This is a genomic window from Synechococcus sp. TAK9802 (assembly GCF_014279535.1).
In the GTDB taxonomy this organism is placed as follows: Bacteria; Cyanobacteriota; Cyanobacteriia; order PCC-6307; family Cyanobiaceae; genus Parasynechococcus.
The window spans coordinates 1,788,055-1,808,715 of record NZ_CP047937.1 but is presented as its reverse complement, the minus strand read 5'-3'; the positions used below and the strand labels follow the sequence as shown (position 1 = coordinate 1,808,715).

Sequence of the window (20,661 nt, the reverse complement as noted above, 5' to 3'; positions counted from 1 at the left end):
CCGGCCGGATGACCTCCACCAGCGAGACCCCTGACACCACGTCCGTTCCGGAGACGTCCGCCACCACCAACGATGTGCCTGCCTTCGGCTGGAGTGGCTATGCCGAGCGGGTGAATGGCCGCTTCGCCATGGTGGGTTTTGTGGCGGTGCTGCTGATCGAGGTGCTCAGCGGCGACACCTTTCTGCACTGGGCGGGGCTGCTGCCCTGATCAGGGCAGGCGGATCAGATCCACATCCCAGTGTCCGTTGCGGCTCACCTGCACCGCCAGCCGCCGGCCCGAGCCATCCAGGCTGACGCTGCGGGGCACGCCCGGTGGGTCCAGGGGCAGCCGTTGCGTCGCCCCGACGTTGCGCCGGTAGAGCACCAGTTCCGTGCGGTCCTCCCGTTGCTGGACCACGGCCAGGCGTTGTCCATCGGCACTGACGCTGACGCTGATCGGTTGGGCATCAGCACGGTTGAGGCCCGGCAACGGAACGGGGCTACGGCTGCGCAGGTCGATCAGTTCGACCCGCTCCCGCCCATTGCGTTGGCCCAGGCTGGCCAGCCAGCGTCCCCCCAGGGATGGATCCCGCCGGCTGTTCACGGATTGACGCAGCAGGCCGTTGAGGTCGGGCCGGGGAGTGGGCCTGGGGCTGCTGCACCCGCTCACCAACACCAGGCTGAAAAGCAGAGCGACGCGAATCATGGCTCTGACGACAGCGCCGGTGTGGAGAGGCTCTGTCCCGGAGGACGGTCCGGCTCGAGCAGATCACTCAGATCCAGCAGTTCCACGCGCCACCTCCCCTGATCCGTCACCTGCAGGGCGATCTGCTGGGCATCCGGCGCCAGGCTGAGCTGCACCGGGTCCCTCCCCCCCGGCAGCGGCAGGGGGTGCATGCGTCCGTTCAGGCGGTCGGTCACCACTGCGAGTCGGCGGCGCCCCCGCTGGGTGATCGCTGCCAGGTAACGGCCGTTCCAGCTCAGGGAGGGCGAGCTGTGGGGCTGATGTCGGCTCAGCTGGGGAACGGAGACAATCGATCCGTCGCTCAGGCGGCGCAGCTGCACCGTGGGTCGGCCGCCGCGATCACTGACGACCGCCAGCCACTCACCACTGCCACTCAGGGCTGGGGCCTGCTGACTGGTGGCGAGCAAGCCACCACCGGCCCGTTCACTACGACCGTTGCAGCCCACCAGCGCAAGGCTGACGAGCAGGATCAGCAGCGGACGAGGCAACTGGCTCAGTCGTCGAAGCGGGAGCTGTTGTCCCGTGGTCTGCCGGACGAAGGCCGTGAGCTGCGGGGGGGTTGGCGGTTGCTGCTGGGCCGGTTCGACGCCAGGGGCGGCTCAGGGGATCGCCTGGAGTCGCTCGCGGCGTTCGGGTTGGCGCTGGGGCGTCCCCGGTTCGGGGCCGAACTGCTCGGCGTTGAACTGCGGCTGGGGGCAAAGGCGGCATCCTCGGCTCCTGAAGGAGCGCGTTCGCCGGAAGGACGCTCAGGCCGCCCCATGGGACGGCTGCCACGGCGTTGTTCCTCTCGATCCGTCCGTCTGGAGCCAAAGTCGGGGCGTCGCTCATCCCTGGCTTCGCCGGCACGGAAACGAGCCATGCGGCGGGAGCGTTCGTCGTTTTGGTCCCAGCCGGAATCGCCTTGATCACGGTCTGCGGAGCGACGGCTGGCGGCTTCCTCAGGAATGGCGGCACGGCTGGCGCGGCGCGGCCGGTAGAACTCTTCCTCAGGCCGTTCTTCGGCGTCATCGTCACGGCCTGAGAAGCGCCGTCGCACCGGCTGGGGCTCATCAAAACGGTCGTAACCGCCGTCATCCCAGCCGCCCCGTAGGCCCCCCGAGCTTCCGCCCCGGGCCGGTGCTGGTTCGTCATCGAAATAGGCGGAACGCCGGGCCTGCTCCGTGGCCACGCCGCGCAGCCGCACGCTTTCGTAGGCGAAGAAAACGGTGGTTCCCGCCAGCAGGAACTGGCCGAACTGAAGAATCGGGTCGAGGCGCCATCCCTGGAAGAACAGGATGCCGCCGCATAGCAGCCCGATGGCTGCAAAGAACACGTCGTAGTCCCGCGCCAGGGCGGGCTTGAACGACCGCATGAAATAGAGCAGAGCGCCGCCCACGGCCAAAACGATGCCGACGATGCTGGCCCAATTGAGACTGGCGTTAACCAAAGCTCTGCTCCCGCTTGGGAGTCAGTCTACGAGGGGCGCCAGGGGCGGATCAGAGCTTGCGGTCGACCTGGTCGGTCTGGCTTAGCAGGAACAGGGCGATGGAGGCAGGAATCACGACGATCACACCTCCCCAAAGGAGGCTGCTCAGGAAGTTGGAGAGGGAGGGGGTCATGGGATTGCTGCCGTCTGCTTCAAAGCCGCGCCGATCTTAAGAAGCGATGCCGTCTTTCTACGATGACGGGACGATTTGCTTTGAGCTTTGTGACGCCGCTGCTGCTGCAGGCCCTGCCAGTCCTCCATTTGCTTCTGGGCTTGCTGCTAGCGGCCTGGACCCTGGCGTTTCTGCTGCGCATCGTGCTCACCTGGTACCCCCAGGTAGATCTGAGCAAGGGCGCCTGGCCCCTGGTGGCATGGCCAACGGAACCTGTGCTCTCGCTGAGCCGCCGCGTGATCGCACCGATCGGTGGAGTCGACGTCACTCCAGTGATCTGGGTGGGCTTGATCAGCCTTGTGCGTGAGTTGCTGGTTGGCCAGCAGGGGCTGCTTTCTCAAATCCTGATGCACGCCCAGGCAGTGGCCTGAGCTCAGGGGAGCATCTCCTGCTCCACGAATTTGGTGTGCACGTCGCCGTTGATGAATTCCGGCCGATCCAGCATCTCCAGATGGAATTCCACCGTGGTTGGAATCCCGGTGACGGCACATTCATTCAGGGCCCGCTTCATCCGGGTCATGGCGTGGTCGCGGTCCTTACCCCAAACGATCAGCTTGCCGATCAGGGAGTCGTAGAAGGGCGGGATGTCGTAGCCCGTGTAGACGTGGCTGTCGACGCGCACACCCGGTCCGCCGGGGGGCAGCCATCCTGTGATGCGTCCGGGTGCGGGACGGAAGTTGTGCCGGGCATCCTCAGCGTTGATTCGGCATTCGATCGCATGGCCGGTGAGCTGGATGTCCTCCTGGCGCACGCTGATGGGTTCGCCACCGGCGATGCGCAACTGCTCAGCGATCAGATCCACACCCGTCACCATCTCAGTCACCGGATGCTCAACCTGGATCCGGGTGTTCATCTCCATGAAGTAGAAGCCGCCGCTGCGATCCAGCAGGAATTCCACCGTTCCGGCGCCCTCGTAATTGATGCTTCGGGCGGCAGCAACGGCGGCTTCGCCCATGCGGCGGCGAAGGTCGGGATCCAGGGCCGGGCTGGGGGCTTCTTCCAGCAGTTTCTGGTGACGGCGCTGAATCGAGCAGTCCCGTTCACCCAGGTGAACCACGTTGCCGTGGCGGTCGGCCAACACCTGCACTTCCACGTGGCGGGGCCGATCGATGAATTTCTCCATGTAGAGGCCGGGGTTGCCGAAGGCGGCTTCCGCCTCCCCCTGGGCTGCTTTGTACAGGCTCTCCAGCTGGCTGGCGTCCGGTACGAGGCGCATTCCGCGACCACCACCGCCAGCGGTGGCTTTGATCATCACGGGATAGCCCATTTCCTCGGCCAGTGCGGCCGCCTGGCTGGTGCTGCTGAGCAGACCCTCGCTGCCGGGCACCGTGGGAACACCCACCGATTGCATGGTCGATTTGGCGGTCGACTTGTCCCCCATCGAGCGAATCGCGTGGGGGGACGGCCCAACGAAGGTGAGGCCGTGATCACGGCACATCTCGGCGAACTTGTCGTTCTCCGCCAGGAAGCCGTAGCCGGGGTGGATGGCGTCAGCACCGCGGGAGGTGGCGGCCGCCAGGATGTTGGGAATGTTGAGGTAGCTCTTGCTGCTCAGGGCTTCGCCCACGCAGACCGCTTCATCGGCGAGCTGCACGTGCAGAGCGTCCTTATCAACGGAGCTGTACACCGCCACGGTGGCGATGCCGAGCTCGCGGCAGCTTCGAATGATCCGGAGCGCAATCTCGCCGCGGTTGGCGATCAGCACTTTGCCGATGGGCATCCCGCAGCATGTTCAGGCCTGACGCCGGATCGTATCAGCGCCGACCGAAGTTGCCGAGGAGCGAAGACCCCGCCCGGTATGATCTGATCTCGACAGCACCCGAGCGGTGAAGTCGACCACGCGGATGTGGTGGAATTGGTAGACACGCACGTTTGAGGGGCGTGTGGCTTCGGCCTTGCGAGTTCAAGTCTCGCCATCCGCATTTTTTTTTCTTTGGCCCGTCCCCGCGCAGCAGAACCAGGCCCTGCCGTTGTTCTCGTTTCGAACGGTCCCGGTGAACTGACCACCTGGGTTCGACCCCTGGCCGAACGGCTGCACGCCAGCCTTCGCCTGCGTCCCCGGTCTCAGAGTGCGTCAGCGTCCCTGCAGCTGGTGTTGGTGCCCTGCCCCAATGCCACGGGCCAGGAGCGTGCGGCCGCGGAGCCCTGGGACTTGTTCGAGCGCATCGTGCCGGCAGGACGCTTCTGGTCGTTGCTGCTGCGTCCCCAGCGCTACGGCCCATGGCCGCAGAAGGGTGTGGTGGTGTTTCTTGGCGGTGATCAGTTCTGGACTGTTCTGCTTTCGGCTCGTCTCGGCTACCGCCACATCACCTATGCCGAGTGGGTGGCGCGTTGGCCGGGCTGGAACGATCGGATTGCGGCGATGTCGGACGCGGTGCGGCGTCAGCTGCCGGTCCGTTACCAGCCCCGGTGCCGCGTGGTCGGTGATCTGATGGCGGATCTGTCGTCCTTCGCTCGTCGCGAGGAACCTCTCCCCGAGGGTCAGTGGGTGGCCCTGTTGCCGGGATCGAAGCCGGCCAAGTTGAGCGTCGGCATGCCGTTTCTGCTCGATACCGCCGATCGTTTGGCCCGATTGCAACCCGGATGCCGTTTTTTGCTGCCGCTGGCTCCCACCACCAGCGTTGATGAACTGCTGCGTTTCGCCGGCGCATCCAACCCGATTGCTGCCCGCTACAGCGCCACCGTTGCTTCGGTGGAGCAGGGGGAGTCGGTGACGGAGTTGGTGACGGGTGCGGGCACACGGATTCGTCTGCTGGAGCAGCATCCGGCCCATGGCCCCCTGAGCCAGTGCGCCCTGGCCCTGACCACGGTCGGTGCCAACACGGCCGAACTCGGCGCCCTTGCGGTGCCGATGATCGTGATTGTTCCCACCCAGCACCTGGAGGTGATGCAGGCATGGGACGGCGGGCTGGGGCTGCTGGCGCGTCTGCCGGGTCTGAGGCGTCTGATCGGGGTTCTATTGACCCTCTGGCGATTGCGCAACAACGTGTTGATGGCCTGGCCCAACATCAGTGCAGGCCGTGCTGTGGTGCCGGAGCGGGTGGGGGCGATCACCCCGGAGGAAATTGCGAAGGAGGCCTGCGATTGGCTGAACGCCCCCGAGCGGCTTGAGGGCCAGCGCCAGGACCTCCAGGCGTTGCGGGGAGAACCCGGGGCGGTGGCCGCATTGGCCGCCGAGGTGAGGGGTTTGCTTCCCCGAGAGCTCAACGCTTCCTAGGCTGCGCCCCACTCTGGTTCCGACGACCATGACCCCGTCCAATCCGGTCGAACGCAGCGCCGAGGAGTGGAAGCAATCCCTCACACCGGAGCAGTTCCAGGTGGCTCGCTGCGGCGGTACCGAGCGGGCGTTCACCGGGGCTTACTGGAACAATAAGGCCACGGGGATGTACCACTGCGTCTGCTGTGGTGCGCCGCTGTTCAGCTCTGAAACCAAGTTCGATTCAGGCACGGGTTGGCCCAGCTTCTGGGACGGTATGAGTGCCGAGGCGATCACCACCAAAGAGGATCTGACCCACGGGATGGTGCGCACCGAAATCAACTGCGCTCAATGTGATGCCCACCTCGGGCACGTCTTCCCGGATGGTCCCGCCCCCACGGGCCAGCGTTACTGCGTCAACAGCGCATCGTTGAACTTCAAGGCGTCCTGAACACCGTTCAGCGCCTCAGGCCCGATCACCAGGGATCGTCGAGATCCTGGCTCCGGCGCTGGGGCGCTGCATCCTCCATCGGTTCCACATCCAGGGGTTCACCCGACTGCTGAACCGCGCGACGGGAAGCAGGCATGGCACGCCGCGGAGGCTGTTCCTCGTAGGCGGGCTGTTCCTCATAAGCAGGCTGTCCCTCGTAGGCAGGCTGCTGATCGAAGGGTGCGGGCTCGTTGTAGGTCTGTGCTCGCTCAGCCGGCCGCTCGTCGTAGCGGGCAGGTTCGGCGTAGCGCTGCTCGTCGTACCTCTGGGGCTCGTCGAGGTAACGGCGTTGCTGCATGGACTCCTGCCGCCGGTCCTCCAGCTCCACATATTCCAGTTCTGCATCAGCCTCAAACCGCTCGGCTTCTGAAGCCTGGAGACGCCGTTGCTCCTGCTCCTGGGGTTGTCCGGAAGTGAGCTGATTTTCCACAGGCACCAGGTTGACCCGGTAGCGCTCCCGCTCCTGCTCTTCCCAGCTGGGGCCACCGACGCCCAGTTTTTCCAGAACGCCGCTGTTCAGCTGTTTGAGCTTGTCTTCGGCTCCCTCGTAAACAATGATCCGGTCCGGCCCGCTGCTGACGATCTCCTCCACCGGCATTTCCCAGGTGCTCAGCACCCCTTCCCCCAGCAGGGGCACGCCAAGGGCGCCCATCACCAGGGTGGTGAGCTCCCCGGTCTCGATGTCGAAGGCAAAGCCGAGCACCCGCCCCAGCTGTTCACCGGACTCGGTGATCACCTGGCAGTTGATCACCCGGCTGTAGCGCTCAGGGTTGAAGTTTTCGCTGAGGGAGTCGGCCGAATCCACCAGGATCACGTCGCCCACCTGACGGATCCGGTCCAGCGGCATCCAGCGCGGCAGGCCGGGCAGGAAACGGGTCAGGGGGTTGTCCCGCAGCCCCACAGCCACCACTTCACGGCGGTCGATATCGACGATCACTTCACCCACCACCCCAAGACGGCGGCCGGTGTCACGGGTGATCACCTGGGTGCCCATCAGTTCGGAGCGCAACCAGAGGCGATCGCTGGGTACGCCAGTGGTGATGGCGTCGTTTGGGGTAGGGGTCGGGGTCAAGCGCGGGCCCTCGGCCATGGACATTCAGACCATTGTGGCGCAGGGGTTCCGCCTGTCACGTTCAGATTGCACAGCGAAAACTTCGATCGTTCAGGCGGCATCCGGTAAACCCACCACCTGGGTGTGGGCGCCGCGGGCCTGGGTCACCCCGATCGTGCGCTGGGCTGCGCCGATCATCGGGCGGCGGTGGCTGACCACCATGAACTGGGCTGCCTCGGCCTGACGGGCGATCAGAGCCGCCAGGCGCTCCACATTGACGCCGTCGAGGAAGCTGTCCACCTCGTCGAGGGCATAGAACGGCGACGGCCGGAAGCGCTGCAGGGCGAACAGGAAGCTCAAGGCGGTGAGTGATTTCTCTCCCCCCGACATCGAGGCCAGGCGCCGCACGGTTTTGCCCTTGGGATGGGCCACCAGGGTGAGGCCACCTTCCAACGGCTCCTCCGGGTTCTCCAGTTGCAGGTGGCCATCACCATCGGAGAGCGAGGCAAAGATCTCGCGGAAATGGCCATCCACGGCGGTGAAGGCTTCCATGAAGGCGTCCTGGCGCAGGGTGGCCACGGTTTCGATCCGCAGCAGCAGTTCCTCCCGCTCGCTGTTGAGCACGTCGAGCCGTTCGTTGAGTTCGTTGAGCCGCTCTTCGAGGGCCTCGAGTTCCTCCAGCGCCAGCATGTTCACGGGCTCCAGCGCTTCCATGCGTTGCTGGATGGCCTGCAGATCGGTCTGCAAGGCTTCCAAGCCCGCCAGCCGCAGGGCTTCCGGGATCTCCGGCCTCGGGTCCGGCAGGGCCTGTTCCATCTCCTGCAGGCGCACCGCACCGCTGCGCTGTTCTTCGATCAATCCTTCGTGGTCTTCCTTGAGCCGCTCCAGATTCCATTCGGCCTGCTGCAGGGCCTGACGCTGGCGGCCTACCTCGGCTTCCGCGGCGTCCCGGGCCCGGCGCTGGCTGCCGAAGCGCTCCTGCAGGTCGGTCTGCTGCTGCTCGAGCTCTTTGCGCTTCTCCTGGAGGTCGCTCTGCTGCTGGCGCCAGGCCCCATGGGCACTGGCGAGGGCCTTCACCGCCTCCTGCAAACGCGTTTCTTCGGCGGCTAGAGCCTTTTCTTGATCCCCCAGGCGTTCGATCGCCAGCTGCCGCTCGCGGCGGGCATTCAGCAGCTGGTCGCGCTCGCGGCGGGCCGCCTCCAGCCCTTGGTCGGCGGCTTCCTGTTCCGTCTGAAGTTGGGCCCAGGCGGCGGCATCGTCGTTGTTGCCGCTGTTGCGCTCCGCCTCATCCAAGGCCTGCAGTTCCGCGGTAAGTGGGGTGAGTGCAGTGCTGATGGCTTCGAGCCGCTGCTGTTGCTCGGTCTGGTCCTGCTGCAATTTGCTGAGCCGTTCGGCCCGCTGGCGGCTGCGCTCGAGCAGGGGGCCGTGGTTGCGCCGGGCGGCATTGCGCTCGGCGATCAAGGCCGCCTGTTGCTTTTCCAGTTCGCGCAGCTGGGGTTTCTGCTGCTCGATCAGTTGGGCCAGCTTCGACTCCTCCCGCCGGCAGGCCGCCAGGGATTCCCCCAGTTCCAGCAGGCGCCGCCGCAGGGGTTCAGCTTCGTCCTGATCGCTGCTGCGGCCGAAGCTGAGGCTGCTGCTGCGCTGGGAGAAACTGCCGCCGGTCATGGCGCCGCTCTTCTCCAGAAGCTCCCCATCCAGGGTCACCGCCCGGGAGCGGCCCAGTTGTTGACGGGCGCTGGCCAGGTCGGAGAACACCAGGGTGTCGCCGAAGACGTAGGCAAACACCTGGTCATAGACCGGTTCGAAGCGCACCAGTTCCACGGCCCGGCCGATCAGGCCGGCACCGCTGTCCTCACCGGGGCGTGCACCTCGGGCAAAGGCGGCTGAAGAGCCGCCGCCCCCTGGCGCGCGGATCTTGTTCAGAGGCAGGAAGGTGAGCCGGCCAGCACGGCGGCTCTTGAGCAGTTCGATGGCGCGGGCGGCGATGCGATCGTCGTCGACCACCACCTGGCCGAGACGGGCCCCCGCGGCCACTTCTAGAGCGAGGCGATGGCGATCCTCCACCTCTCCCAGCTGGGCCACAGGGCCGTGGATGCCATCGAGGCCGGCCTCCAGCAGCAGGCGCAGGGCTCCGGTGCCGCGGCTTTCCTGAAGGGCATCCCGCCGGCTCTCCAGCCGAGCGATTTCCCGTTCCAAGCGGGTCTGCTCCTGCTCCAGCCGGCTGCGGGTGCGCTGTTGGATGGCCAGCGATTCGGCGGTCTGCTGGAGATCCTGTTTGCCGTCGGCAATGGCTTGCAGCAGGGTTTGCCAGGTCTCCTCCAGGGTTGCGAGCTGTTGCTGCACGGCGTCGCCGTCGGCGCCGTCCTGGTGCTGTTCCTGGGTGAGCTCTTCCAGCCGTTCTCGTTCCTGGCGCAGCCGTTCCTGCAACTGCTGCTGCTCCTCCAACAAGGGAGCGACGCTGCTTTGCAACTCCTGCCGGCGACCGCTGCGGCGCTTCTGTTCCTCCACCCAGGCGCCGGAGCGGCCCGCCACATCCGCCAGCCGGCGGCGGGACATTTCCACCGCGGCTTCAGCGGCCCTGCAGTTGTCTTCGGCGGCGCTGAGGGCGTCCTGATGGGGATCGCGTTCCAGTTCCCGTGATTGCAGCTGCCACTGCTGGCGACGGGTGGCGAGGTCCTGGCGCTGCGCCTGCAGTTTCTGGCCTTCGTCCTGGTGGAGGCTGGCCTGGCGCTCCAGTTCACGGCTGCTGGTGTCGAGGCCAGCCAGTTCCGCCTGAACCGCCAGCAGCTGGTCTTCCCCCAGGGCCTTCACCTGCTCCTGGAGCAAGTCCAGTTCGGCCACGGCCTTGTTCAGCTGCTCTCGGCCGCTGGCAATGGTCGCGGCGTCCCTCTGTTCCTGGGCTTCCAGCGCCTGTTGCCGCGTGGCCAGATCCTTGAGGGCCTGCTGGGCGGCTTCGTAGGCCAGCACCATCTCCTGGCGGCGTCCCAGTTGCAGCCGTTCCCGCAAGTCCTGGTATTGCCGGGCCTTGGCGCAGTCCTTCTCCAACCGTTGGCGGCTGGCCAGCAGTTCCTGCTCAATGATTCCGCAGCGCTCCTGGCGCTCTTGCACGTCATCGAGCTTGCGGCGGGTCTGTTCGATCCGGGTGTCGAACAGGGCAACACCGGCCAGTTCATCGATCAGGCCGCGGCGGTCGCGGTTGCTCATCGAGACGATGCGGGTGACGTCCCCCTGCATCACCACGTTGCTGCCCTCGGGATCAATCCGAAGCCGGCGCAGCTGGGTCTGCAGCTGCTGCAGGTTGCAGGGCACTCCGTCGGCGCTGTAGCTGGAGCTGTAGGAGCCCCCTGGCATCACCCGCAGTTTTCGGGTCACCGTCCATTCCGTTTGTCCCGGTTGAATCCAGGGCCCCTCCGCTGGTGCCTCCAGGCCTTCCTCGGCGGCATCGGGTGTCCAGTCGCTCAGGTCAAAGCGGACGCTGACGGTTGTTTCAGCGGCCTTGCCGGCCTTGAGCATGCCGCTGTTGACCAGGTCCGGCAGGCGGTCAGCCCGCATGCCACGACTGGTGGCCAAGCCCAGGCAGAACAGAACGCCATCGAGGATGTTGCTTTTGCCGGAGCCATTGGGTCCGGTCACGACGGTGAATCCCTCTTCAAGAGGGATCGTCATCGCTCCGCCGAACGACTTGAAGTGCGTCAGCCCAACCTGATTGATATGAACCAACAGGATCTAGGGCTGTCAGCGAGTCGAAATTAGCGGAACCCACGAAAAGCTCAAGGGTTCGATAAGGAGCAGTGCCCGGAATTGATGCGCAGGCAGCCCTGGAGGTCGCCCTCGAGCTGCAGGGTGACGTCTGCATCCGTGGCGTTGGGGAGCACTCCGCTGTAGCTGCCGGCATGAATGCGTTCGGCCCAGCCCCGATTGCCCGAAACGGCAGCACTGCGGGGCTCCAGCCAGACCTTTCGATGGGCAGGCAGGGGAACTGCTGGTTGGGCTGCTGCGTTGAGCTGCGGCACTGTGGCCAGTCGCCACGTTCGGCAGCTGTCCCCGTCCTCCAGCAGCAGATCGATGTGGCATCCGCTGGGGTCGTCCGGTGCTCCGGTGTGACGCAGGAGGGCGTATCTCGGCAAAGACTTTCCCTCAGCCTTCAGTCTCCCTACCCTTCTAAAGCGTCCTGCCAACGGTCTTCATGGCCTCGCCATCGCCGCAGTCCAACGGCAGATTCGGGCACCACTTCCGTGAGCGCTTTGAAAGCCTGCTGCCGACGATCCAGGAGCGCTGGCCGGATCTTGCTGAGCACACCCTTGAAGCCACACGGGGGAGTGTGGATGAGTTGGTTCGTTTGATTGAACAGAACACAGGCCTGACGCCCCAAGGGGTTCGGGAGCAACTGGAGGAGCTTCTCCACAGCGCCGGTGATCGCAGCCGCGACTGGGCCGACAGCCTGGATCCCCTCGAAGAGCAACTGGAACAGTTGCTGGATGAGTTGAACAGCACCCTGCGGCCGAAGATCGAGGCGCCTGTGCGCCAGCGACCGCTGCTGGCTGTGGGTGTTGCCCTTGGTGTTGGGTTGCTGTTGGGCAGCATGCTTCGCGGGGGGCGGCGTTCCTGATGGCCGATCAGAACTCTCCCCGCGGATTTGGAGCGGCAGCTCGAGTGACCGCACTGGCAGCGTCAGTGATGGATCTGCACGTGCGGATTGCCCTGCAGGAAGTGGATCGGGAGAAGCGCCGACTGATCAGCGGTGGTCTGTTCCTCGCCATCGGCGGCACGGCCATGTTCCTGGCCTTGCTGGCGGGCGAAGCGTCGTTGCTGCTTTGGATTCAGGCCCAGTGGGATCTGGATTGGATGCGCGCACTGTTGAGCCTCGCCGTGGCCAATCTGGTGCTGGCGGGCATCAGTTTGCGCATTGGCGGCCAGGTGCTGAAGGGTCCGTTCCTGCCTCAGACCTTGGAAGGGGTGATGAAAACGGTGCGGGCGGTGATGGGACGGGTGTGATCAGCGGATGTCGTAGTGCAGCCAGCGGCAGTCAATGCCGCCGTTGCTCACGGGAATCCGTTGCTCGGCCTTCAGACGCAGGGCTCCCGTCAGGTTGCGATTTCCACTGAGCAACCAGAGCTTCCAACCCTTGGCCTGGCCTTTGGCGTAGTTGCCAAGCTCTCGATACAACGCCTCCAGCTCCGCCTCATCGCCGATGCGTTGGCCGTAAGGGGGATTGCACACCAACACCCCCGGGCCCTCCGGGAGGGGTTGATCGCTGAAAGTGCCCGTGCAGATGCGGATGACTCCACTCAGCCCAGCGGCTTCCACATTGGCCCGGGCTTGATCGGCAATGACGGGATCCGCTTCAATCCCCAGGAGCGGCGGAAGGGTGAGGTCCCCCCTGCGCCGTTGCCGGGCGCGATCAGCTTCTCTGTCCCAGAGCTCCGGCTGGAAATCAGCCCAACCCTCGAGGGCAAAGTGGCGCTCCAACCCCGGGGCCTGCTGCAAGGCGGCCAGGGCCGCTTCGACCAGGAGCACTCCTGAACCGCAGCAGGGGTCCACGAGGGGTTGGTTTCCATCCCAGCCCGTCAGGCGGATCAGCCCGGCCGCCAGATTTTCCTTCAACGGTGCCGCACCCATGGCGGCCCTGTAGCCACGACGGTGCAGGCTGCCGCCACTGCCATCGAGGCTCAGCTGAGCTTCCCCGCGGCCGAGGTGCAGGTGCAGGGAGAGATCGGGGTCGTCGAGATCAATCGAGGATCGCTCGCCCCAGAGATCCCGTTGTGCGTCCACAAGGGCGTTTTTGACCTGCAACGCCGTGAAATGGCTGTGGTTCAGTCCTGGTGCCGTTCCAGTCACATCCACCCGGAAGGTCATCGAGGGATGCAGCCAGCGCTCCCAGTCGAGCGCTTCGCGGATGCCGTCATAGAGGTCGTCCCGGCCTTGGCAGGGGAAGCGCGCCACCTGGCGCAGCAGCCGGAAGGGCAGTCGAGCCTGCAGGTGCAGCCGGTATAGGCAGGCCATGTCTGCCTGGAAGCTGACGGCACGCCTGCCGGGTCTCACGGCATGGGCTCCAAGGGTGCTGAGTTCGTCGCCAGCGGCTGCTTCCAGGCCTTGTGGCACAACGGCCACGGCGGATAGCCGGTTGATTCGACCCAAGGGCGTTGTGCTCCAGGCCACCACTCCTGTCAGAATGACAGGGTCCGGCTTCGTCGGACTAGGTGATCCACACCAGTGTTTCGGACAGCGGTTCGATTCCGCTCAGCTCCATTCCCCCTCACGGGGCTGCAATGGTTTCGACGGGGCATGAGGAGGGTGACTGAAGCCTGCTCGGTGAGAGCAAACCCGTAACTGCGAACAACATCGTTCGTTTCTCCCGTCAAGCAGCCCCTGTTGCTGCCTGACCCATTAAGGGAGATGGGGTGAAGTCAGCCTTATCACCCAAATGACTCATGGGCCCTGGAAGGGGCCTTCAACAATCACCAAAACGACTCCGCTGGAAGTGATCTCAGCGGAGCAGGTTTAGTTACGACGGAGGCACCAAAACACGGTGCGAACATTTCTGCGAACAAGTCTCTGCCGCCTGTTCTTGTCGGCATGGACAAGGCAGAGGCGCTGGCCTTTGTCAGTCGAATGTTCGAAACAGCAGCAGCCGGAGCCGTCCTTTGGGGCGACGCGCTGCTGCGGAAGCGGTTTCTGAGTCAGTGCAGTCGCTCTGTCAGTGCTGAGACCGTTCGTGGCTACAAGCGTGAGATCCGTGAGTTCACGCGCTGGCGGGATCGCAATCACCCGCATCTGCATTTACGCGAGATCAACGCAGCGTTCTGCCAGGACTGGGTGTCCCAACTGCGGGAACAAGTCGAGGAAGGGCACATGAAGCCCCGAACCTTCAACAGACGCATCGCTGCAATCAGTTCGCTCTACCGCTGGGCGTCTGAGCCCAGTCAGTCAGCAGTGACCGGCGTGCCTCGCAATCCGATGCCACCTCGATCGCTTCTCCACGCCGAGAAGAGCACCAGGCCGCTGACTCCTGAGCAGTTCGGGCTGTTGATGGCAGCCATCACAAGGGCTGCTCACCTGGACCCCAAGGCCCAGCGGGATTACGTGCTCATCAAAGGTGCGTACTTGCTCGGAGGCAGGGTCTCTGAGATCGCGGTTATCCGTTGGAAAGACATCGAGGTTCTCGATGCTGGAGGGCAAATTCACCTTCTTGGCAAAGGATCCAAGCGACGCACTGTTCGCATATCGCCAGCAACGCTTGGCCTCTTTCAAGGACTTGGCCGCGGCTCTGATGAAGAGTTCGTCTTCCCTAGTCCCAGGCGGACTGGGCATCTCTCACGCCAAGCAATTGGAGATGTTTGCCGGAAGTGGGGCAGAGCCGCAGGGTTCCACGTTCACCCACGCCAACTGAGGCACAGCCATGCCACACACGCTGTGCAGAGGGGCGTGGACGTATTCACGCTTCAAGCCACGCTCGGTCACTCCTCGAGTGCGACTACTGGGCATTACGTGGCTGCAAATCCTCTGGACAGCAGTTCTCTGCGTCTTGGTTGATGCGGTCATTTCTGCCCACTGACGAAGAGCTGGGGAGGCTCTATCGCTGGACGCTCCACACAAGGTGGGGCCTCTCAGGTGCGCCGGTTAATGGCATCGGTGCTGATGAGGATTTCACCTGCATGTGCGACAGCTGCCGCAAGTCACGCAGGGATCGTTGGGCTAGGGAACAACCGGCATAAACGTTGTTACCGCCTGCCCCAGCAGTGCAATTGCTGTTTACTCCAGTAGTCGAGATGAGCCGCGGCGGTTGCATAGTCGTCGCAGTAGACACGGCTGCCGTTCAACTCGGCTAAGTAGCGGATGTTGGTGTCACCCACCATCAAACGAATTGTCCCGCCTACTTTTGATCTCCAAACAAGAGAAGGGGCAAGAGACATACCCACCTCCAATTCATTTGAGAGAAAAAATATGTCGGAAGTGCCTTAAGAGGCAAGCTGCTTGTGAACGAAAATAAAGTGCCTAGGCATATCTGCCCGAAATTAATTCTCGGTATTTGCCAAGAAAGCTTTAGATGGCGAAGAAAAGATGTTAATAAATGAGGGCAATCTTTGCTGACTATAAAGTCGCCAGTCCCCGTAAAACTGACCTTTTTAGTTTAACTAGTGTATCTATATTTATGGAGAATTAAGCGGCTTCCTTGGCCCTGAGGCGTTCTCCTTTCCATACGACTTATGGTGTGGGCGGTCAATTTGCTGGGTCAGATTTCGGTGTTTATACGCACCAGCTCAAAACTAAAACTTTTCTTTTCTCTTTTGGCGCTAACGTAGCCACAGCACCTCAGCAAAGCATTTACGAGGAACACCTAGCATGATTAACCGACCTAAGCTGAATATAGAAGCTTTTGAAATTGCACTTGAAAATGCAGGTTTGGACAATGAAGAATTAGATATCATTGAGCATATTCGATATATCGGAATATTCGATGAGCTTTCTTTGAGAAAAGCGCTCAACCTCCCAGGAAAACCCCCGGCGCTTTACCGTCTCAACAAAGCTTGCGAGAAGATAGCGGCCTCGCTACCTGAGCATACTGAGCAAATGTTGCAATGGTCTATAAGCCAAAGCCCAGATCAAATTAGCTGGATGGGTAATCTCGTATGTAGCATTGGCTTCAATGCAGATGGTGAACGCCTCGAACCCGAAAGAGGAACAGTTCTGTACCATACCTTTGTTGTTCATAAAGAGCTATTTAATGGACTTGGTATCACTTAACCATGGGGTCAGAGAATCATTGCCGTAGTTAACTTTTAATTAGACAGCTGAGTATTCCCAGAGAGAATCGAACTCTAATTTAATGGACTTGCGGTCGTCTGCTCTATTGGACGAGTGGTTTCTCCTCGGGCCTGAGGTACTGAAAACAGGACGCCTGCTGGCGTGAAGATGACTTGGAAACCGTCGGAATGCTGAGCAACTGATTTGGACTCGCCTTGTGGCTCTTCTGGTTCACCTGATCGCGACTCTGCAGTGGGAAGTTGAGCTAATCCCTTAGGCCAAGCGCTTGAACTTTATTGGGTATTTACGCTTAGTGACGGATTTGCATTGATTGAGAATGCTTATCACTATCAATAAGAGCCCTTTTGGGGCATGATTGCTAGGTCGTCCTTGGACGGGATCGACGGGCCAATGCATTCTTCTCTTTCGTTGAATCAGCGAAAGAGGAGATGGCCCCTTTGATCTATTGACATGTAACTTTTGTGCGAAAATTCCGCATCAATGCCTCGCTGCGTTCTATAAATAATGAACCGTCCAAGGTCGGTGAGAACCCCGGCTATGCCGGGGTTTTTGCTTCTTGGGAGACCAGCATGATGACGATACAGGTGCCGACTAAAAACAACGCTCCTATGCAGTGAAGACATTCACCTCCGGATTAGGAGCCTGAGTATCTGTTGTCTATACGGTCTCTCTACGTCTTGCTTGTCGTACTCCTCAGTGCCTGGGTGCTGGGGGCTGCCCTCCATTTGAGCACTGGATTGGCAGGATGATGAGTCCGTTGAGCAATGGCGGCTCTATCATTGGGTTTCTTTTGTGGTATCTGCGGCCGTTGCGCGGAAAACGGTGCCAACTCATTTGGCAAAAAATTCGCCGGTGTCTTCAAAGCTGGTTGGTACGCCGATCATCTGAATAAGGTCGAGCAAAGGTCAAACAGATCACTAGGCGACGTGATGAGAGATATGGGCAGGTAGAAGCGTTGCCCCTAGAACCTGTTGAGCCATACCAGCCTGAATTTGGAGATCAAGAAGTGGATCGTCCGACCTCTTAAGGCTCTCTTTTTCGCAGACAAGAAGGCATTCTTCTGGCTCAAGGCCAAGCTTGGCTGGACTGAATACCAGATGGCTGCCTTGGTCTGGGTGAAGGGCCTCGTCATCGGCCTGTTGTTGGGTTGGTGGCTTCTTTGAACTTCACCGCTCTGCTCATCGTCTTGGGTTTGGGACTTGATCCAACGGGCATTACGGCTCAGCTGAATGATGGCGGCATCTATGACAACTACTCAGACTTCGAAGCCTGCAACGACTTTCTGGCTGGTGATCAGAACATCGAGGATGAACGCTGGGACATTGACTTCGGCAAATGCCTGGATTGTTGGCCTGAGCTCGGCTAGGTGATAAGAGATGGCATCTAGTGACGAGATCCGTGCGGTCTTTGCTGACCCACAAGTGATTGGCATGGATGCCCTTTACAAAGCCATCGGCTGGTTCCTCAAAGATGGGGCTGACTTCGACCGTGCTTATCAACTGGTGATCGAGGCCAGTGGTGTTGAGGCAGCGACGTGGATCACCTTCTGCGTTAAGTGCGCTACGAGGTTTGATGACACACCTGAGGAATCGGAGTTCCTGTCCGTGCTGGAGCAGATGACTCGTGAGCACATGGGCATGGACTGAGACAAGCGAAGCCACCACCGCAGCCCTGCGTGGATGACCTCGCGTGCTCCCCGCCTTCATGTTCAAGGAGCACCCTTGTCTTAGCTCTGGTGATCCACGGCCTGAGCGTCTATTGCTACTGAGGCCAGGTGATCGGATACGTCCAGGTGTTCTCATTCAAAAAAGTTCGGGAAGAAGCAGAGAAGAAAGTGCACGTGGCAGAAAGGCTAAAAATCCTTCGCCTCTTGGAGCTTTTATTGAAATCACCTTCCGATAGCTATTGCTGATTGCAGCTAGGAGGTTGCACCAGAGAATTAGTTCAGTAGTGGGGGGTGTATCAACTGTTCCGTTTTAGGGACTACATTTCACTGATGAGTGTTTTTACTTATCAAAAGCACTCGTGATACATATTTCACAGGTCTTTGTCAGTAAATTCACCGTCTTCTTTGGGTAGTGTTGCCATAATTTGACGAAATACAAATTGTGATGGAAATCGAATTGCAGACAATTCTTGAAAAATGCACCAAAGAGGAGCGTGAGGTTATCGAGAGGTGGTTCAATAATTTTCAGGCTATCGAGCTTTCCAAGTTCAACGGCATTTCTATTGCAAGAGGCGCTTCGAACACCTGCCAATTCAATTAGAGGTTTTCCTAGGGGATTTCCTGGCTCTAATTTTGACAAGAATGGAAAAAATGTTGCAATATTTCTGTGATTATTTCCTTTTTATTCGGTGATCAAATCTAATTCACTTGCATGAAAATTATTGGTATTGTTGCCGCCATCTGTCCCTTGCAGTCCATAGTAATTGCCTTTCTCGAACCTGACGGTAATTGGATACCTTGATTTCGTGGGCTCTTTCTCTCGAGAAGCTACAATTCCTATTTCATTATACCAATAAGATTCCTTTCGCTTTACACGGACCTTTGAACCCTTTTGGATTTCAGTCATGATTGATCAACAAAAAAATAAGACACTTGAATAGCTTGATTTGGTCAAGCATGTAATTTTGCTAGACCAGAAATTTCCAGAGTCTTCTGTGAACTGCATAGCGGGTCCACAATAATAATGACAGTGCAAGGGAACCAAAAAAGGTCAGCTCCATTCCCCAGATGACGGTATTTTCGACACCTAGGAAATCTATGGTGTGAAAGAAACTGCCTGCCATGAAGAATAAAAATCCATAGAAGCGAAAGTGTCGAGGTAGCTCAAATGAGGCTTCCTTTGAACTATTCATTTTACGTTAAGACCTCTGTTTAAAAGCACCAGCCAAACGCCAGCAATAGTAAGCATTGCTGGCAGGCCTGCAATGAAAATACTGGGATCTGATTGCCTAGTGTTGATGATCCAATACACGCCCCAGCCCCATGTGAGAAGAAAAATAAGATTGAGACGAAGCTTTGAAGAAAGCTGAGTGATCAACACTCCCCCAATGCGACGATTGAAAGATGGTGTTTCAGTGTTAGACATGGTTGCGAGCCTCCTGCTTATCCTGATACTTGGCTAGTCCACTGTCGTATCAATTGCTCTATGTGTATCGATCTACATGGCTAAAAAGAGAGTTCAATTGATCAATAACTCTTGTCCTATTTGTTCAGGCCAAATCAGCGACGTCGCCGTCGTCTCCATCAGGGTCCCTGCGCCAATCACAGCGAGTGCCAGAAGCAGTATCCACTTCATTGAAAAACCTCAAAAAAATCCCCCCCTCTCAGGGGGGGATTTCCGTGTCCTCATGGTGAGAACGACAGGCGCTTGTACATCAATGGTTCAATGAGCCCATGCCTCCCTTAGTGGAAGACCGCGAAGAAGGGGAAAGCTGTGACCAAAACAGTAATTGCGATGAAAGACCAAATAAGCATCAATCCAATGCTGTGTTGAGTGGTCTCATGAAGGGTGGGAGCGCGTGTTGCCATGGCCCTCAATGGTTGCTCTCCAACCCCTAGCGCCGTCATTGGAGTGAAGGCATCCGGAGAACAACCTATGGCTGGTCCCGGATCATTGCCCAATAGCCATGGTTGGCCAAAGGGAGCCAAGTGCTGTGTTCCCACCGACGCAAATCGCTGCCACAAGCATTCCGAAGTAAAGGAGCTTGAAGTACCCAAGACGTGTCTCGGGTACCCAAACATCAATTTCCTCTTTGGGCATCACCCCATCCCGATCTGAGAAAGGATCCCTTGACCGGTGAGTAGCTCAGTGCCAAGACCAATGATGAAACCCATCATTGCCAGGCGGCCGTTCCAGGTTTCAGCGAAAGATGAGAAGCCGAACTTGCCGTCCATAGTGTCGTTAAAAAACGTAACAATCCTATAGGTGTTCTTCTGCTTCTGTTGTGCCAAATGCCTCAATGCCCAGAAAAATCCAGGCTTCCTGGCCTACTTGCGTCTTCAAATCCTATTTGCCACCAGCCCGTCTTCACGGCTTTGGGTGTGTCACCCCAGGCGACCTCGTTAGACCCATCAATAAATATTGATGGGTGCTGTTTCTGCTCGGGTGCGCTCACATCGCTTTCCCCAAATCCAGTTGAGACGGACTGATGGCTTCGATCCTTGATGGTCTGGGCCTTGAAGGGTCTGTTCTTGATGGCCTCGCTGAGTGGCCACCATCGACAACTCGCAAGGAGTGGTTCGCCATCACTCGTCAGTTGATCCACCAGACCATCGCTGACATGGACTTAGAGCTTGCTGCTCTGCCTGAAGTCGAGAAGGCGTTCATAGGAGCTGGCCTGTTGTGACCACCAAGCGGGTGACGAAGAAAGAGAAGCAGCAGCGCCATGAATGGGCGATGAAGCAGATCGACAGAGGCGTCGGCTTCAGCGAACTTGCTTCCCTTATTTCCGAAACATGGGGGTGCACACGTCGGAACGCCCGTCACGTCGTGTCTTTGGCCCACAAAGAGTGGATGGAGATTGCCTTTGATGCTGAAGAGATCGACCAGCGTGATCTGCTGTTCCAGCAAGTCGCCCGCCTAGAGCGCACGGCGCGGAAAGCAGAAGAAAGCGGCCAATTCGCAGTTGTTGTCGGCTGCGTCACTCAGCTCAACAAGATGATGGCTCTAGGTGCTGACCAGAAGGGTTTCCGTGGTCACTCAAACCACCACTACCGGCGCTAAGAAAGGACCAGCACAACCGTCCTTACCGGTGGTCCGACGTCTCTTTTGGTCGCTGCCATTGCGTCA

Annotated in this window: 25 protein-coding genes and 1 tRNA gene; 14 read left to right on the top strand and 12 right to left on the bottom strand. The window is 60.2% G+C overall.

What is annotated here, in order from left to right; all coding sequences use genetic code 11:
- Positions 1–8: 8 nt before the first annotated feature.
- Positions 9–209 (top strand): chlorophyll a/b-binding protein, encoded by a 201-nt coding sequence (locus SynTAK9802_RS10480; RefSeq protein ID WP_114988677.1) that lies wholly within the window; start codon positions 9–11, stop codon positions 207–209.
- On the opposite strand, the gene SynTAK9802_RS10475 is transcribed toward SynTAK9802_RS10480, so the two are convergent.
- From SynTAK9802_RS10475 to psbX, 4 genes are read right to left on the bottom strand one after another with little or no spacing between them, the layout of a single operon-like run.
- Positions 210–686 carry a hypothetical protein gene (locus SynTAK9802_RS10475; protein ID WP_186496058.1) on the bottom strand — a complete coding sequence of 159 codons (477 nt, stop codon included), beginning with the start codon at positions 684–686 and terminating at the stop codon, positions 210–212.
- Positions 683–1,213, bottom strand: coding sequence for a hypothetical protein (locus tag SynTAK9802_RS10470; protein ID WP_115080591.1), 531 nt, complete (start codon positions 1,211–1,213; stop codon positions 683–685). The genes SynTAK9802_RS10475 and SynTAK9802_RS10470 overlap by 4 nt, the downstream gene beginning before the upstream one ends.
- Positions 1,214–1,218: 5 nt before the next feature.
- On the bottom strand, positions 1,219–2,151 hold the full coding sequence (locus SynTAK9802_RS10465) for a Ycf66 family protein (RefSeq protein WP_186496055.1): 933 nt from the start codon (positions 2,149–2,151) through the stop codon (positions 1,219–1,221).
- Positions 2,152–2,200: 49 nt separating this feature from the next.
- Positions 2,201–2,323 carry a photosystem II reaction center X protein gene (psbX, locus tag SynTAK9802_RS10460; protein WP_006851281.1) on the bottom strand — a complete coding sequence of 41 codons (123 nt, stop codon included), beginning with the start codon at positions 2,321–2,323 and terminating at the stop codon, positions 2,201–2,203.
- 89 nt (positions 2,324–2,412) lie between these two features.
- Here psbX and SynTAK9802_RS10455 point away from each other — a divergent pair, with 89 nt between their 5' ends.
- Positions 2,413–2,733, top strand: coding sequence for a YggT family protein (locus SynTAK9802_RS10455; protein WP_244272311.1), 321 nt, complete (start codon positions 2,413–2,415; stop codon positions 2,731–2,733).
- A gap of 2 nt (positions 2,734–2,735) precedes the next feature.
- Here the strand turns inward: SynTAK9802_RS10455 and accC are convergent, their stop codons facing one another.
- Complete coding sequence (gene accC / locus SynTAK9802_RS10450; RefSeq protein WP_115131776.1) at positions 2,736–4,082, bottom strand: acetyl-CoA carboxylase biotin carboxylase subunit; 1,347 nt, start codon at positions 4,080–4,082, stop codon at positions 2,736–2,738.
- Between the two features lie 120 nt (positions 4,083–4,202).
- On the opposite strand from accC, the gene SynTAK9802_RS10445 reads away from it, so the two are divergent.
- The 3 genes from SynTAK9802_RS10445 (at position 4,203) to msrB (ending at position 6,009) form a co-directional block, all read left to right on the top strand.
- A tRNA-Leu gene (locus tag SynTAK9802_RS10445) sits at positions 4,203–4,284 on the top strand.
- Positions 4,285–4,295: 11 nt separating this feature from the next.
- Positions 4,296–5,579 (top strand): glycosyl transferase, encoded by a 1,284-nt coding sequence (locus SynTAK9802_RS10440; RefSeq protein WP_186496051.1) that lies wholly within the window; start codon positions 4,296–4,298, stop codon positions 5,577–5,579.
- A gap of 28 nt (positions 5,580–5,607) precedes the next feature.
- Positions 5,608–6,009 (top strand): peptide-methionine (R)-S-oxide reductase MsrB, encoded by a 402-nt coding sequence (gene msrB, locus SynTAK9802_RS10435; protein WP_186496048.1) that lies wholly within the window; start codon positions 5,608–5,610, stop codon positions 6,007–6,009.
- Positions 6,010–6,034: 25 nt separating this feature from the next.
- On the opposite strand, the gene SynTAK9802_RS10430 is transcribed toward msrB, so the two are convergent.
- The 3 genes from SynTAK9802_RS10430 to SynTAK9802_RS10420 all read right to left on the bottom strand — a co-directional run bounded on the left by SynTAK9802_RS10430 (position 6,035) and on the right by SynTAK9802_RS10420 (position 11,226).
- Positions 6,035–7,120 (bottom strand): PRC-barrel domain-containing protein, encoded by a 1,086-nt coding sequence (locus tag SynTAK9802_RS10430; RefSeq protein WP_370586357.1) that lies wholly within the window; start codon positions 7,118–7,120, stop codon positions 6,035–6,037.
- 90 nt (positions 7,121–7,210) lie between these two features.
- Entirely contained in the window at positions 7,211–10,819 is a 3,609-nt protein-coding gene (gene smc / locus SynTAK9802_RS10425) for a chromosome segregation protein SMC (protein WP_186496043.1), read from the bottom strand.
- 50 nt (positions 10,820–10,869) lie between these two features.
- Positions 10,870–11,226, bottom strand: coding sequence for a hypothetical protein (locus SynTAK9802_RS10420; RefSeq protein WP_186496040.1), 357 nt, complete (start codon positions 11,224–11,226; stop codon positions 10,870–10,872).
- Between the two features lie 59 nt (positions 11,227–11,285).
- Here SynTAK9802_RS10420 and SynTAK9802_RS10415 point away from each other — a divergent pair, with 59 nt between their 5' ends.
- Positions 11,286–11,708 carry a YqjD family protein gene (locus SynTAK9802_RS10415; protein ID WP_186496037.1) on the top strand — a complete coding sequence of 141 codons (423 nt, stop codon included), beginning with the start codon at positions 11,286–11,288 and terminating at the stop codon, positions 11,706–11,708.
- Positions 11,708–12,094 (top strand): phage holin family protein, encoded by a 387-nt coding sequence (locus tag SynTAK9802_RS10410; protein ID WP_186496035.1) that lies wholly within the window; start codon positions 11,708–11,710, stop codon positions 12,092–12,094. Before SynTAK9802_RS10415 ends, SynTAK9802_RS10410 begins: the two co-directional genes overlap by 1 nt.
- On the opposite strand, the gene SynTAK9802_RS10405 is transcribed toward SynTAK9802_RS10410, so the two are convergent.
- On the bottom strand, positions 12,095–13,237 hold the full coding sequence (locus SynTAK9802_RS10405) for a class I SAM-dependent RNA methyltransferase (RefSeq protein ID WP_186496034.1): 1,143 nt from the start codon (positions 13,235–13,237) through the stop codon (positions 12,095–12,097). It lies immediately after the preceding gene.
- 438 nt (positions 13,238–13,675) lie between these two features.
- Between SynTAK9802_RS10405 and SynTAK9802_RS10395 the strand changes: the two genes are divergently transcribed.
- The 5 genes from SynTAK9802_RS10395 to SynTAK9802_RS10375 all read left to right on the top strand — a co-directional run bounded on the left by SynTAK9802_RS10395 (position 13,676) and on the right by SynTAK9802_RS10375 (position 17,511).
- A complete protein-coding gene (locus tag SynTAK9802_RS10395) occupies positions 13,676–14,632 on the top strand; it encodes a tyrosine-type recombinase/integrase (RefSeq protein WP_186496033.1) in 957 nt (318 codons plus the stop codon).
- 810 nt (positions 14,633–15,442) lie between these two features.
- Positions 15,443–15,844 carry a hypothetical protein gene (locus SynTAK9802_RS10390; protein WP_186496032.1) on the top strand — a complete coding sequence of 134 codons (402 nt, stop codon included), beginning with the start codon at positions 15,443–15,445 and terminating at the stop codon, positions 15,842–15,844.
- 1,013 nt (positions 15,845–16,857) lie between these two features.
- Positions 16,858–17,028, top strand: coding sequence for a hypothetical protein (locus SynTAK9802_RS10385; RefSeq protein ID WP_186498251.1), 171 nt, complete (start codon positions 16,858–16,860; stop codon positions 17,026–17,028).
- Complete coding sequence (locus SynTAK9802_RS10380) at positions 17,016–17,231, top strand: hypothetical protein (protein ID WP_186496031.1); 216 nt, start codon at positions 17,016–17,018, stop codon at positions 17,229–17,231. Before SynTAK9802_RS10385 ends, SynTAK9802_RS10380 begins: the two co-directional genes overlap by 13 nt.
- A gap of 10 nt (positions 17,232–17,241) precedes the next feature.
- On the top strand, positions 17,242–17,511 hold the full coding sequence (locus SynTAK9802_RS10375) for a hypothetical protein (protein WP_186496030.1): 270 nt from the start codon (positions 17,242–17,244) through the stop codon (positions 17,509–17,511).
- A 702-nt stretch (positions 17,512–18,213) separates the two neighbouring features.
- On the opposite strand, the gene SynTAK9802_RS10370 is transcribed toward SynTAK9802_RS10375, so the two are convergent.
- From SynTAK9802_RS10370 to SynTAK9802_RS10360, 3 genes are all read right to left on the bottom strand, one after another.
- Positions 18,214–18,438, bottom strand: a complete 225-nt coding sequence (locus SynTAK9802_RS10370; RefSeq protein WP_115009828.1) for a photosystem I reaction center subunit IV — start codon at positions 18,436–18,438, stop codon at positions 18,214–18,216.
- A 282-nt stretch (positions 18,439–18,720) separates the two neighbouring features.
- Positions 18,721–18,957 (bottom strand): hypothetical protein, encoded by a 237-nt coding sequence (locus SynTAK9802_RS10365; RefSeq protein WP_186496029.1) that lies wholly within the window; start codon positions 18,955–18,957, stop codon positions 18,721–18,723.
- Between the two features lie 674 nt (positions 18,958–19,631).
- A complete protein-coding gene (locus SynTAK9802_RS10360) occupies positions 19,632–19,766 on the bottom strand; it encodes a high light inducible protein (RefSeq protein ID WP_186498201.1) in 135 nt (44 codons plus the stop codon).
- A 254-nt stretch (positions 19,767–20,020) separates the two neighbouring features.
- Between SynTAK9802_RS10360 and SynTAK9802_RS10355 the strand changes: the two genes are divergently transcribed.
- Positions 20,021–20,218: a hypothetical protein gene (locus tag SynTAK9802_RS10355; protein WP_186496027.1), complete on the top strand. Its 198-nt coding sequence runs from the start codon at positions 20,021–20,023 to the stop codon at positions 20,216–20,218.
- Positions 20,215–20,595 carry a hypothetical protein gene (locus tag SynTAK9802_RS10350; protein ID WP_186496025.1) on the top strand — a complete coding sequence of 127 codons (381 nt, stop codon included), beginning with the start codon at positions 20,215–20,217 and terminating at the stop codon, positions 20,593–20,595. The genes SynTAK9802_RS10355 and SynTAK9802_RS10350 overlap by 4 nt, the downstream gene beginning before the upstream one ends.
- Positions 20,596–20,661 lie beyond the last annotated feature (66 nt).